12 protein-coding genes and 1 tRNA gene are annotated in these 14130 nt (G+C 50.5%); 12 read left to right on the forward strand and 1 reads right to left on the reverse strand.

Annotation, left to right across the window (positions count from 1 at the left end; all coding sequences use genetic code 11):
• The first annotated feature begins 58 nt into the window (after window positions 1–58).
• Entirely contained in the window at window positions 59–559 is a 501-nt protein-coding gene (locus PG862_RS07905) for an HAAS signaling domain-containing protein (RefSeq protein WP_118524728.1), read from the forward strand.
• Window positions 560–742: 183 nt separating this feature from the next.
• Here PG862_RS07905 and PG862_RS07910 read toward each other — a convergent pair.
• Window positions 743–815, reverse strand: a tRNA-Gln gene (locus PG862_RS07910).
• A 283-nt stretch (window positions 816–1098) separates the two neighbouring features.
• Here PG862_RS07910 and PG862_RS07915 point away from each other — a divergent pair.
• The 11 genes from PG862_RS07915 to PG862_RS07965 all read left to right on the forward strand — a co-directional run bounded on the left by PG862_RS07915 (window position 1099) and on the right by PG862_RS07965 (window position 14123).
• On the forward strand, window positions 1099–1815 hold the full coding sequence (locus PG862_RS07915) for an acyl-[acyl-carrier-protein] thioesterase (protein ID WP_118293429.1): 717 nt from the start codon (window positions 1099–1101) through the stop codon (window positions 1813–1815).
• A 135-nt stretch (window positions 1816–1950) separates the two neighbouring features.
• Window positions 1951–2784: a CvfB family protein gene (locus PG862_RS07920; RefSeq protein ID WP_022359882.1), complete on the forward strand. Its 834-nt coding sequence runs from the start codon at window positions 1951–1953 to the stop codon at window positions 2782–2784.
• A 21-nt stretch (window positions 2785–2805) separates the two neighbouring features.
• Window positions 2806–3180 (forward strand): RidA family protein, encoded by a 375-nt coding sequence (locus PG862_RS07925; RefSeq protein ID WP_118293414.1) that lies wholly within the window; start codon window positions 2806–2808, stop codon window positions 3178–3180.
• Window positions 3181–3473: 293 nt separating this feature from the next.
• Window positions 3474–4562 carry a PucR family transcriptional regulator gene (locus tag PG862_RS07930; protein WP_107001479.1) on the forward strand — a complete coding sequence of 363 codons (1089 nt, stop codon included), beginning with the start codon at window positions 3474–3476 and terminating at the stop codon, window positions 4560–4562.
• A 79-nt stretch (window positions 4563–4641) separates the two neighbouring features.
• A complete protein-coding gene (ftsE, locus tag PG862_RS07935) occupies window positions 4642–5325 on the forward strand; it encodes a cell division ATP-binding protein FtsE (protein ID WP_022359885.1) in 684 nt (227 codons plus the stop codon).
• Window positions 5315–6223 carry a permease-like cell division protein FtsX gene (gene ftsX / locus PG862_RS07940; RefSeq protein ID WP_118293415.1) on the forward strand — a complete coding sequence of 303 codons (909 nt, stop codon included), beginning with the start codon at window positions 5315–5317 and terminating at the stop codon, window positions 6221–6223. The genes ftsE and ftsX overlap by 11 nt, the downstream gene beginning before the upstream one ends.
• A 67-nt stretch (window positions 6224–6290) precedes the next feature.
• Window positions 6291–7568, forward strand: a complete 1278-nt coding sequence (locus tag PG862_RS07945; protein WP_107001481.1) for a murein hydrolase activator EnvC family protein — start codon at window positions 6291–6293, stop codon at window positions 7566–7568.
• A 212-nt stretch (window positions 7569–7780) separates the two neighbouring features.
• Window positions 7781–9049: a S41 family peptidase gene (locus PG862_RS07950; RefSeq protein WP_022359888.1), complete on the forward strand. Its 1269-nt coding sequence runs from the start codon at window positions 7781–7783 to the stop codon at window positions 9047–9049.
• 239 nt (window positions 9050–9288) lie between these two features.
• A complete protein-coding gene (pth, locus tag PG862_RS07955) occupies window positions 9289–9918 on the forward strand; it encodes an aminoacyl-tRNA hydrolase (RefSeq protein WP_270707044.1) in 630 nt (209 codons plus the stop codon).
• Window positions 9915–13445, forward strand: a complete 3531-nt coding sequence (mfd, locus tag PG862_RS07960; protein ID WP_270707046.1) for a transcription-repair coupling factor — start codon at window positions 9915–9917, stop codon at window positions 13443–13445. Before pth ends, mfd begins: the two co-directional genes overlap by 4 nt.
• A gap of 204 nt (window positions 13446–13649) precedes the next feature.
• Complete coding sequence (locus tag PG862_RS07965; protein ID WP_270707047.1) at window positions 13650–14123, forward strand: hypothetical protein; 474 nt, start codon at window positions 13650–13652, stop codon at window positions 14121–14123.
• Window positions 14124–14130: the final 7 nt, after the last annotated feature.

Consider the following 14130-nt stretch of genomic DNA (forward strand, 5'->3'; position numbering starts at 1 on the left):
TTTCTTTCGGCTGGGTGAAACGGGAGAAACGGGACGGTTTGAGGAATAAGGAGACAAGATGAGAAAGACAGAGTTTTTACAGGAGCTTCGGGAGGCGCTGGACGGCGAGGTTTCGGTTTCAGTCATTCAGAGCAACATAAGCTATTACGATCAGTATATCAGCCAGGAGGCGGCGAAAGGGCGCAGGGAGGAAGAAGTGATCGAGGAGATCGGCAGCCCACGCCTGATTGCGAAAACCATTATCGACAGCAGCGAGGGCGCCGGGGAGACCGGCCAGGGCGGTTCGTACACTTCGGGAGACGCTGCCGGGAGCGGGCGCACAGCGTCCTCCTACAACGGCGGTTTTTCGGAGCGGGACGACAGCGGTCTGCCGCCGAACTTCCATTACATCGATTTGAACAAATGGTACTGGAAGGTGATTCTCAGCGTGGTGGTTATCGCGATCTTATTTGTGCTGTTTGCACTGGTCGGAGGTATTTTCACCATCCTGATTCATCTGGCGGGGCCGATTCTTCTGATTTGGCTGATCTATACAGTTATTAAGAGTATTTGGAAATAGAAAAGAACCCCTGCCGCCGGCTGTGAGGGATGACCGGAGCGGGGGTTCTTTTCTTTTTTTTTCGCAAACATATGGAGGTTTATTGAGTTGAAAAATGTTGTATTATGGAACATTTCAGAGGGAGTTTCCATAATACAAAAAAAGCACTTGTCATGCCGTCTTTGGCAAACAAATGCTTTTTAGCTGGGCTACAAGGATTCGAACCTTGAAAATGACGGAGTCAGAGTCCGTTGCCTTACCATTTGGCGATAGCCCAATGAATTGAACGATTTGTATTATACTGTAAGGAAACAGATTCGTCAACTACTTTTTTCGCTTTTTTGATAATTTTTTTTGTTTGGGCGGCTGCTGTGGCAGAAACCGCGCCATGCGTCCGGCAAATTCTGCAATATTCTGGGTCTGTAAGTAGACAACGTGGTTCGAATCGGATATAATGAGTTTCATGACAGAATGTTAAGGCAGTATAGGACGAAACGGCAGATGGCGGATGCGCGGAGATAGTGCGGGGAGCCGGAAGCCGGAAAGGAAAAGAGAGCGATATGTATACATTTGACAGCCGGGTCCGGTACAGTGAGACGGATGAAGAGGGAAATCTTTCTGTAGTGGGAATCATGAATTATCTTCAGGATTGTTCGACGTTCCAGTCGGAGGATCTGAAACTCGGGATTTCCTATCTGAATGAGGAAAAACGGGCGTGGTGGCTGAGCGGATGGCAGATAGAGATTCTCAGACAGCCGCATTTTGGCGAGCGGATCCGTATTTCGACCTGGCCGTATGGGTTTAAGGGAATCTATGGCTACCGGAATTTCACGATCGAGGATGAGATGGGAAACCCGCTGGTGCGGGCGGATTCAACCTGGTTTTACTACGATCTGGAAAAAGGATGCCCGGTGCGGGTGCCGGAAAGCCAGTTGGAGGGCTACCAGATTGAAGATAAACCGCTTGCAATGCCGCCAGCGCCGAAGAAAATTCGCCTGCCTGAGACGTATGAGACGGCGGCACCGGTCACGGTGGAACGCCATCATCTCGATACGAACCGGCACGTGAACAATGCACAGTATGTGGCGATTGCGCGTGAATTGCTGCCTGTGGACTTTGCACTCGGAGAACTGCGGGTGGAGTACCGGAAGGCGGCAGTGCTTGGGAATGTGATGTACCCGAAACTGGCGCAGGTGCCGGAAGGATACGTGGTATCGTTGCAGGATGCGGAAGGTCAGGTGTATGCGAATTTGTGGCTGGCAAGGACTGGTTTGTAAAGAGTTTGTATGTAGCAGTGAAGAAACTGAATCATTGCAGCCGAAGAAAGATTCGGCGTGGATTGTCTGCCAGTAAATGAAAAATGCAACCGTTAAATAAAAAAAGAGATCGGCAGAAAAGAGAGGACGAATGACATGATTGAACTGGGAAGAGTACAGGAACTGATGGTAGTGCGGGAGAAAAACTTCGGCGTGTATCTGGGACAGAAGAAAGATGACGCGGCGGCGGTCCTGCTTCCGAAGAAACAGGTGCCGGAGGGCACAAAAGTGGGCGATAAGCTCAAGGTATTTATTTATAAAGATTCCGAGGATCGCCTGATTGCGACGACCTCGATGCCGAAGCTGGAACTGGGCGGGACGGCGGTTTTGAAGGTCAAGGATGTATCGAAGATCGGCGCCTTTCTCGATATGGGGCTGGAAAAAGATCTGCTGCTCCCGTTTAAAGAGCAGGTATATCCGGTTCGCGCCGGGGAAGAGTGCCTGGTAGCGCTGTATATCGATAAGAGCGGTCGTCTGGCGGCGACGATGAAGGTATATTCGTATCTTTGCAGTGATGCGCCGTACAAGAAGGACGAGTGGACCGAGGGACGCGTCTATGAGATCAATGAAAATCTGGGCGTGTTCGTGGCAGTGGCAGACCGCTATTTCGGTCTGATTCCGAACCGTGAGCTGTATGGAAAATGCCGTCTGGGCGAGGTTTTAAAGGTACGCGTGACGAAGGTGCGCGAGGATGGAAAAATGGATTTGAGCCTGCGCGAGGTGGCGTACCGTCAGATGAATGCGGATGCCGAGGCGGTGCTGGCACGTCTGAAAGAAAAAAACGGCGTTCTGCCGTTCAATGACCGCGTGGAGCCGGAGATTATCCGCCGCGAATTTAATCTAAGCAAAAACGCGTTCAAGCGTGCGGTTGGACACCTTTTAAAAGAAGGAAAAGTAGAGGTAAACGAAGATTCTATCCGTTTAAAATAAAAGATAAAGGAGAGATTTGACATGAAGAAAGTAATCAGCACAACCAATGCACCGGCAGCGATCGGCCCGTATTCCCAGGCAATCGAGGTAAATGGAATGGTATTTGCATCCGGTCAGATTCCGGTCAATCCGGCAACCGGCGAGATCCCGGAGGGAATCGAGGCTCAGGCAGAGCAGGTTTTAACCAATGTAAAGAATCTTCTGGCGGCAGCAGGTGCTTCCATGGAGCAGGTTGTAAAGACCACCGTATTTATCCAGAACATGGATGATTTTGGAAAAGTAAATGAAATCTATGCGAAATACTTCGAGGGCGCATGCCCGGCACGTTCCTGCGTCGAGGTATCTAAACTTCCGAAGGGCGTCCTGATGGAGATGGAAGCGATCGCAGCAAAATAAGAATGAATCGCATATTTGGAAAATTTCGCCGGAAAAACAAGTTCCAGTCTGTGAAAATCCCGGCGTGTGAGGGCAAAATGACGAAAAAATTCACTTTTTTTCGTCCGCCCTCTTTTTTTTTTCGTCACTTTGCTTTAAAATAAAGGGAAAGATCCGTCCAAGATTCAGATGGGGAACGGTTATGGTCCACAGGCACAGATTGCCGGAGGGGTAACAAACGGGTTTGGGGAATGACAGGTTGAAAGACCCGGAAACACAGCTGGACGGAGGATAAAAGAAAAGGAGAGAGGAATATGATTTCGAACCAGATACTCCAGACAAACATTGAGGGGTTAAAAGGAATTACGCGTGTCGATCTCTGTATCTGTGATACGGAAGGCAAGGTGCTGGCATCCACATTTACTGGCGCTGAGGAATATGAGAGTGCAATTCTGGCTTTCGTAGACTCTCCGGCGGACAGCCAGGTGATACAGGGATATCAGTTTTTCAAGGTGTTTGACGATCACCAGTTAGAATATATACTTCTTGCCAAGGGCGGAAGCGACGACGTATACATGGTCGGCAAGATGGCGGCATTTCAGGTTCAGAACCTGCTGGTAGCTTATAAGGAGCGCTTTGACAAGGACAATTTTATCAAGAACCTGCTGCTTGACAACCTGCTTCTGGTTGACATTTATAACCGTGCGAAGAAGCTGCACATCGAGACGAACGTCAAGCGGATCGTATTTATCATTGAGACGCAGCATGAGAAGGATGTGAATGCACTTGAGACCGTCCGCAGCCTGTTCTCGACCAAGACGAAGGATTTTATCACGGCAGTGGATGAGAAGAACATTATTCTAGTCAAGGAAGTGAAGCCGGGCGAGACGTACGACGATCTGGAAAAGACAGCCACATCGATCGTAGATATGCTCAATACCGAGTCACTGACACGTGTCAGCGTGGCATTCGGTACGATCGTCAACGAGATCAAGGACGTATCGCGTTCTTATAAAGAGGCGAAGATGGCGCTGGATGTAGGAAAGATTTTCTACAGCAGCAAAAATGTGGTCGCATACAGCAAGCTGGGAATCGGACGTCTGATCTATCAGCTGCCGCTGCCGCTGTGCCGGATGTTTATCAAGGAAATTTTTGATGGCAAATCGCCGGATGAGTTTGATGAGGAGACTCTTACGACAATCAACAAGTTCTTCGAGAACAGCCTGAACGTATCAGAGACTTCCCGACAGCTTTACATCCACCGCAACACACTGGTATACCGTCTGGATAAGCTCCAGAAGAGCACGGGATTGGATCTGCGGGTGTTTGAGGATGCGATCACATTTAAGATTGCCCTGATGGTTGTAAAATATATGAAATACATGGAAAACCTGGATTATTAATCCAAATTGCTGTGGCGGGGAGGAAGATTGCCTTTGCCGCAGCAATTTCATTTGGAGAATTGAAAAAGAGGATTTACGCATGATAGAGGTTAAAAATCTCACCAAGACGTACAAGACGGGGAATAAAGCCTTAAAGGGAATCAATATTCAGATTCAGGACGGCGAGTTTGTTTTCATCATGGGACGAAGCGGTTCCGGCAAATCGACGCTTTTAAAGCTTCTTTTGAAGGAGCTGGAGCCGACTTCCGGTCAGATTATCGTCAACGATATGGATCTGGAAAAGATGCCGAGACGCTACATTCCGAAGTACCGCAGACGGCTGGGAATGGTGTTTCAGGATTTCCGTCTGTTGAAGGATAAAACAGTATATGAAAATGTCGCGTTTGCACAGCGGGTCATCGGCGTATCGCCCCGTGAGATTAAGAAAAATGTGCCGGAAATGCTCCGACTGGTAGGGCTTTCTTCAAAATATAAAGCATACCCGAACCAGCTCTCGGGCGGCGAGCAGCAGCGTGTTGCGATTGCCCGTGCGCTGATCAACTCGCCGGAGATACTTCTGGCGGACGAGCCGACGGGAAACCTGGATGTACATAATTCTATGGAGATCATGGAGCTTCTGGAGGAGATAAACCGGCGCGGGACGACGGTGCTTGTGGTAACGCACAGCCGGGAGATCGTAGCAGAGATGGGAAAACGTGTGATCACGCTGACGCGCGGCGTGCTGACGGGAGATCAAAAAGGCGGTATCTGGCATGAAAATTAGTACATTGATTTACTGCACCAAGGAGGGTATGCGCAATATCATCCGGAATATCTGGTTTTCACTGGCGTCGGTGGCGATTATTTCGGCATGTATTTTCCTGTTCTGTATGTTTTTTGGCTTGATTGCCAACGTACAGTATATGGTGCGGAATGCAGAATCTACAGTAGGAATCACGGTTTTCTTCAATGAAGATATGAGTGAGGACGATATACAGAAAATCGGGGATGAGATACGCGCCCGCGATGAGGTCAAGGAAGTAAAGTATGTTTCTGCCGAGGAGGCATGGGAGAATTTTAAGAAAGAATATTTTAAGGGAGTCGAGGATCTGGCAGAAGGATTTGCGGATGACAACCCGTTAGCCGGTTCGGCGTCCTACGAGATCTATCTGAAAGACATTGACATGCAGGATGACATGGTTGCATGGCTTGGCACGGTGCAGGGGATCCGGAAGATCAATTATTCGAGCGATACGGCGTCCGGGCTTTCAAGCTTCAACAAGATGCTGGGACTTTTGTCGGGGGTGATCATCGCTATTCTGCTGGCAGTTGCTATCTTCCTTATCAGCAATACGATCACGACGGCAGCTGCATTTAGGCGGGAGGAAAACCGGATCATGCGCCTGATCGGTGCGACGAATTTCATGATCCGTGCGCCGTTCGTTGTACAGGGTGTGATGATCGGTCTGGTTGGCGCGCTGATTCCGCTGGCGATCACGTATTTTCTGTACCGCCAGGCGGTTGTATATATGATGGAACGGTTTGATATCTTGTCGAACCTGATTGAATTTATCCCGATTCAGACCATTTTCCCGAGCATGGTAGCCGTGGCGATGGCGCTGGGCGTGGGAATCGGTTTTGTCGGAAGTTTCTTTACGATCCGCAGACATTTAAAGGTGTAAGAAACATTGGCGGCTGCTGTAGGAGAATGCGGCGGCAGCGAAAATTTGCGGTAAAAAGGATGAGAACATGAAAAAACAGGGATTGAAAATACGTGCGGCTCTGTTCCTTGTGACGGCGGCGCTGGCGTCTTCCCCAGTGCTGACCTCGGTGGCGGCAGCGACGAAAAAGGATGTAAGCAGCGCCAAGGATAAGAAAAGCGCCCTGGAACAGGAGAAAAAGAAGACCGAGGAGGCGATCAAAAGCCTTCAGGGTCTGAAAAGTAACACCGAGAGCTATGTCAAGGAGCTGGACACGAAGATGAATGATCTGCAGTCGCAGGTCACGAAGCTGGAAAATAATATTTCCAGCAAGCAGAAAAGCATCAATGAGACGGCGGTAAAGCTGGAGGAAGCGCAGAAAACTGAAAAAAAGCAGTATGCTTCGATGAAAATGCGTATCAAATATATGTATGAGAAGGGCGATAGCAGCTACTTAAATCTGCTTCTGGAAGCCCGTTCGCTCTCGGAGCTTTTAAACCGGGCAGAGTATGTTTCAAAGATTTCGGAGTATGACCGGAAGATGCTCGACCAGTATGTGGCGACGAAAGAGTCCATCGCGGACAGCAAGAAAAAGCTGGAGACGGAGAAGACGGAGCTGCAAGAGATGAAGACGCAGACGGAGGCAAAGCAGGATTCAGTCCAGCTTCTCCTGAATGAGAAAAATAAAGAACTCCAGAACGTCAACGCGCAGATCGGCGAGAAATCAGCGCAGGCGAAAGCGTATGAGGACGATATCAAGGCGCAGGAAGCCAAGATCGCGCAGATGGAGGCGGAGATTAAGAAGAAGGAAGCGGAAGAGGCGGCGAAAAAAGCGGCAGAGGAAGCTGCCAGAAAAGCCGCCGCAGCGGGAAAAACGAATAATTCGACCGCGAAAGGGAATACTGGCAGTACGACTACCACTTCGACGGGAAGTTCTTCGCTGCGCTGGCCGTGCCCTGCAAGCGGACGCATTACATCTGGATTCGGAAAACGTAAATCACCGACGGCGGGCGCGTCCTCGAACCATAAGGGCATTGATATCAGCGCTTCGACCGGCAGCAGCATCGTGGCAGCCGCCGGAGGAACGGTTTCGATTGCAACCTACAGTTATTCGGCTGGAAATTATGTTGTGGTCAACCATGGAAATGGACTTTCAACCGTGTATATGCACTGTTCCCAGCTTCTGGTATCGGCAGGGGATACGGTAAAAGCCGGACAGACGATCGCGAAGGTAGGTTCGACCGGATATTCGACAGGTTCTCATCTGCATTTTGCAGTCCGCAAGAACGGAAGTTATGTAAACCCTTCGAGCTATGTAAGTCCGTAGTGCGGAAAGTATCAGGTGGCTGCAAAAGATGAAATCCGGGTAACTGTTCAGTAGGTCTGCGCATTTACTGCGCTGACCGTACGAAAACATGGACCAGCAGGCAAAAATCCCATTGCCGTAGGCAATTTTTGATGGATTTTTGCGCGTGACTGTGAAGGTACTGAACAGTTACAAATCCGGAAGGAATAGACAGGAATCAGGAGGCATAAGAGATGGACAGTAAAAATAAATTCTGGCGCGGTGTGATGGTCGGTGTGCTGGTGACAGCACTGGTGTGTCTGATCACGGTCGGTGCTTCGGCGGGGATTTACATGTTTGGACGCCGTGTGATCGATAATCAGACACAGGTACAGGTACAGACCGAGGGAACACCGTCGCAGGCACAGGAGCCGGTCAATTTTGAGAATGTCACGAAAAAGCTGGAGCAGATACAGGATATTATCGATAAAAAGTACCTGTTTGAGGAAAAAATTGATACATCCGAGGAGGAAGCCGGCATTTATCAGGGCTTTTTGAGTGGTTTAAATGATCCGTATGCGGTTTACTATACGCCGGACGAGCTGACAAGCTTCCTGGATGAGACAAATGGTTCTTACTGCGGCATCGGCGCTCTGGTATCCCAGAATGTCCAGACCGGCGTCAGCACGATCGTGCGCGTCTTTGAGGGCAGCCCGGCCGAGGAGGCAGGCATCCTTCCGGGTGATGCGCTTTATAAGGTAGACGGCACCGAGGTGATTGGCATGGATCTGTCGCTTCTGGTCAATAATTACGTCAAGGGCGAGGAAGGCAGCCAGCTGACGATCACGGTTTATCGTGAAAATAGCGACGAGTACAAGGATATCACCCTGACCCGCAGACCGATCGATGTGCAGACGGTGTCAGGCAAGATGCTGGATGAAGAGATCGGATATATTTCCGTTGCAGAGTTTGACCGTGTGACTGCCGATCAGTTTAAATCCAAGATCGAGGAACTGCAGGGCGAGGGCATGAAGCGCCTGATCATCGATCTGCGGAACAACCCGGGCGGCGAGGTGACGACGGTTGTCTCGATGGCGGATTATATCCTGAAAGATGGCGGACGGATCCTGACCGTGGCAAATAAGAAGGGCACGGAGGAGACATACGACGCTGAGGATGGACACAGCCTGGAGATCCCGATGGTTGTGCTGGTAAATGGCAATTCCGCCAGCGCGTCGGAGGTATTTACCGGTGCGATGAAGGATTACGGCGTGGCGACGATCGTCGGAACGAAGACTTTCGGTAAAGGTATCGTGCAGACGCTGATGCCGCTTTCGGATGGAAGCGCGATCAAGCTGACGACCGACCATTATTATACGCCGAATGGAAATGATATCCATGGAAAAGGCATCGAGCCGGATCTCGAGGTGGAGCTGGATGAAGAGGCGGCGCAGGAAGTCGTGATTCCAGAGGAGAAGGATAATCAGCTGCAGAAGGCGGTTGAGGTTGTGAAGGGAAAGTAACTTCTTATTTACACGACCCCAAAACTTACGGCACTTTCGATTCCAAAAGTGCCTATCCGTGAACAGTAACTTTAAAAGTATCCAGAAAAATAAGTGCGTTAGATCCTGAAACAGCTTGAAAAAGTGGCAGTTTCAGGATTTAACGCTTAAAGTCGTGTCTGTTTTGGCTTTTTGAGAAAGACGATGAGTGAAGAATCTGGTATTTTTGATACTATAGAAAAAGAGGGAGAAATAGAATTATGTATGTAATTGCAGGACTTGGAAATCCGGGAAGAGAATATGAGGGAACCCGCCACAATGTGGGATTTATGACGCTGGATGCGCTGGCGGACAAGTATAACATTGATGTCCGGGAGAAAGCATTTAAGGGACTGATCGGAAAAGGCGTGATCGAGGGAAATAAGGTCATTCTGGTAAAGCCGCAGACGTATATGAACCTGAGCGGCGAGTGCATCCGTCAGGTGATGGATTATTATAAGGTAGATCCAGCGGAGTTTATCGTGATTTATGACGATATCAGCCTAGTTCCGGGCGGCATCCGGATCCGCAAAAAAGGCAGCGCGGGCGGCCACAATGGAATCAAAAATATCATCGCCCATCTGGGAACGCAGGAATTTCCACGCGTGCGGATCGGTGTGGGCGAGAAGCCGGCGCGCATGGATCTGGCAGACTATGTGCTGGGACATTTTCCGAAAGAGGAAGCCGAAACGATGACGACGGCGTTTAAGGACGGTGCGGCGGCAGTCGTGGATATGATGACAGAGGGCGTCGATGCGGCGATGAACCATTTCAACGGCGCGGCACGCGGGGAGAAGGAGAAGCTAGAGAAGCAGAAGGCGGAGAGGAAGGAGGAAGTCAAGACACAATGAGCGATTTATTTGCAAATCCGTTAGAGGAGATGATCGAGTTCCAGGATCTCAAGACGGATTTACAGCGCGGACAGGGACCGCTTCTTGTCACGGGATGCCTGGATTCGCAGAAGGTGCATCTGCTGTCCGAGCTTTCGGATCTGACGCCCTGGAAGCTGATTGTCACCTACGATGATTCGAGGGCGCGGGAGATCTGTGAGGATTACCGGTGCTTTGATACGGATATTTCGCTGTACCCGGCGAGGGATCTGCTGTTTTATACGTCGGATATCCACGGAAACCTGCTGACGAAACAGCGGATTCAGGTCATGCGGCGGGTCCTGGAGAGCTCCGGCGGCGTGGTGGTCACGACGATCGACGGGCTGATGGAACATCTGCTGCCGCTTGCGTGGATGAAAGAGCGGAGTCTCACGATCGGGGCAGAAGATGTGGTCGAGGTCGGGACGCTGACGCACACCCTGGCAGAAATGGGATATGAGAAGGTCGCGCAGGTTGAGGGATCAGGGCAGTTTTCGGTGCGCGGCGGTATCATTGACATTTTCCCGCTGACGGAGGAGGTGCCGTACCGGATCGAGCTGTGGGGCGACGAGGTCGATTCGATCCGTACCTTCGACCCGGAGAGCCAGCGCTCGATCGAGCAGGTGGACGAGGCGGTGATCTATCCGGCGACGGAGATGGCGCTTTCACCACAGCAGATACAGGATGGAACCGAGGCGATCGAGAAGGAACGCAAAAAATACGTGAAAAAGCTCCGGGATGCCATGAAGACGGAAGAGGCATACCGGATGGATTCGGCTGTCTCGGAGGTCTTAGAGGGGCTTCGCGAGGGCTTCCGGGTGCATGGGCTGGGAAGCTATATCCGGTATTTCTGCAAGGAAACAGTGTCGTTTTTAAACTATTTTCCAGTCGATGAGCTGACGATTTTTCTGGATGAGCCGCTGCGCTTGAAGGAAAAAGCAGAGACGACCGAGACGGAGTTCCGGGAGAGCATGTCGCACCGTCTCGAGGGCGGCTATCTGCTTCCGGGGCAGACTTCCTTTCTCTATTCGGCGAAGGAGACGCTGGCGATGGCAATGCGCCCGCACACTCTTTTACTGCTGGGGCTGGATCAGAAGCTCTCCGGCATGACGGTTAAGAAAAAATACAGTTTGAGCGTTAAAAATGTCAATTCCTACCAGAATGGATTTGAGCTTTTAATCAGCGATCTGGCGCGCTGGAAGAAGGAAAAATACCGGGTGATATTGCTGGCTGGTTCGCGGACGCGCGCGAGCCGTCTGGCGGGCGATCTGCGGGAGTATGATTTAAGTGCCTTCTGCCCGGATGAGGGCGAAAACACCGTGAAACCGGGTGAAATCCTGGTGACTTACGGAAAGCTGCATCGGGGATTTGAGTATCCGCTGATTAAGTTCGTCGTGATCACCGAGGGAGACATGTTCGGCGGCGGACGGGGGCGGAAAAAGAAGAAAAAGACCTCCTACCAGGGTAAGAAAATCCAGAGCTTTTCCGAGCTTTCGATCGGCGATTATGTGGTGCATGAGAGCCACGGACTCGGCATTTACCGGGGCATTGAGAAGATCGAGCAGGACAAGGTCGTCAAGGATTACATCAAGATTGAGTACCGCGACGGCGGTAATCTCTACCTTCCGGCGACACGCCTGGAGGGAATCCAGAAATATGCCGGTTCGGATGCCAGGACGCCGAAGCTCAATAAGCTGGGCGGCACGGAATGGAATAAGACGAAGAGCAAGGTGCGCGGTGCGGTCCGTGATATTGCAAAGGATCTCGTCGAGCTTTATGCAGCGCGTCAGCGGAGCGAGGGCTACCAGTATGGACCGGATACGGTCTGGCAGAGGGAATTTGAGGAAATGTTCCCGTTTGAGGAGACGGAGGATCAGCTGGAGGCGATCGAGGCGACCAAAAAAGACATGGAAAGCCGCCGCATCATGGACCGCCTGATCTGCGGCGACGTTGGATACGGCAAGACGGAGATCGCGCTCCGGGCGGCATTTAAGGCGATTCAGGAGGGGAAGCAGGTTGTGTATCTGGTGCCGACCACAATTTTGGCGCAGCAGCATTACAATACCTTTGTGCAGAGGATGAAGGATTTCCCAGTGCGGGTCGATATGCTGTCGCGTTTCCGCACGGCGGGCGAGCAGAAAAAAACGCTGGAAGATCTGAAAAAAGGGCAGGTGGACGTCGTGATCGGAACGCACCGCGTCCTTTCTAAGGATGTTGTCTTTAAAAATCTGGGGCTTCTGATCATCGATGAGGAACAGCGCTTCGGCGTGGCACATAAGGAAAAGATCAAGAAACTAAAGGAAAATGTAGACGTTCTGACGCTGACGGCAACGCCGATTCCGCGTACCCTGCATATGAGTCTCATTGGCATCCGGGATATGAGTGTCCTGGAGGAACCGCCGGTGGACCGCCTGCCGATTCAGACCTACGTCATGGAGTACAACGACGAGATGGTGCGCGAGGCGATTCACAGGGAGCTGGCGCGGGGCGGACAGGTATATTATGTCTACAACCGTGTCAACAACATCGACGAGGTGGCAAACCATGTGGCGGCTCTGGTGCCGGAGGCAAACGTCGTGTTCGCCCACGGGCAGATGCACGAACATGAGCTGGAAAAAATTATGCTGGATTTCGTCGAGGGCAATATCGACGTTCTGGTGTCCACGACCATCATTGAGACGGGACTGGACATTCCGAATGCGAACACGATCATCATCCACGACGCCGACCGGCTGGGGCTGTCGCAGCTCTACCAGATCCGCGGTCGCGTCGGACGTTCCGGACGGACTTCGTATGCGTTTCTCATGTACCGGCGCGACAAGCTGCTGCGTGAAGAGGCGGAAAAACGTCTGCAGGCGATCCGTGAATTTACGGAGCTGGGAAGCGGTATCAAGATTGCGATGCGCGATCTGGAGCTGCGCGGCGCCGGAAATCTTCTGGGCGCGGAACAGCATGGCCACATGCAGGCGGTCGGTTATGACCTGTACTGCAAGCTCTTAAACGAGGCGGTGCTGGCACTTCGCGGTGAGAACGAAGCCGAGGACTTCGAGACGGTGGTGGACTGCGACATCGACGCGTATATTCCGCCGTCCTACATCCGCAATGAATATCAGAAACTCGACGTTTACAAGCGGATTTCCGGTATTGAGAACCAGGAAGAGTACATGGATATGCAGGATGAGCTGATCGACCGCTTTGGCGAGATTCCACGTTCGGTGGAGAACCTGTTAAAGATCGCCGATCTAAAAGCGCTTGCTCATCAGGCGGGCGTCGTGGAGGTCGATGTAAAGAAGCAGGATATCACGATTCAGATGTACCAGAAAGCCGATCTGGACGTCTCCGGCATTCCGGCGCTGATGGAGAAATATAAGGGCACGCTGACCTTCAGGACGGGTGATGTGCCGTCGTTCTATTACCGCGACGTGCGGCAGAAACATACGGACTGCGAGACGATGCTTGTGAAGGCGCGGGAGATTCTTTCCGGGCTCGCGGCGCTGGCGAAAGAGTAGTTTTTAATTGTGTAGAAAAGATTGAAAGTATATTTGAAATGAAAATATATTTTTAATATTGACATATATAATCAAAGATGATAATATATAATCAAATTAAAGCTTGTTTACTAAATTTAAAGAAGGGAGGGATTCCAATGCAGCAAAAATGTGGGATGCTCATTAATAATGTGAATATCAATAGATAAAGTGGCAACAAAGGTTGTGATTGATCAACATGAATTGAGAGATATTTATGATAAATATGCTTCGGTAACGGATGAAACTGTTGTGGAAGATATGTTAATGGAAGATTTTGGTTTTTCAAGATCGGAAGTTAAAGAATTATTGGAAGTAAGCAAAAGTGGTAGTGGAGGATCTACAGGTGCTTCGAGGGCATCTAGTATAACTGGAAGATTACCAGCAACAGCTGCTATAGGAACCGTTGTAAATATTGTGTATACAATTGATTTGCAAGAAATGAAAGATTTAGCGACAATAACTAATTTTATCGCAAGACAGGTAGGCGGAGCAGGAGCAGGGGTAGCAGTGGCAGCACTTGTTGCTAAAACAGTTTTAGCAGCTGCACAAAAGGGTGGCATAAACTATGCAAAAGTTACAATATCTTATACATATGGCTATAATAATGATGGAGTATTAGGGTGGACGCCAGGTTATACCAAGTATGAGTATTGGTAATAAAAAA

The organism is Clostridium fessum (genome assembly GCF_027698965.1).
Taxonomy (GTDB): Bacteria; Bacillota; Clostridia; order Lachnospirales; family Lachnospiraceae; genus Otoolea; species Otoolea fessa.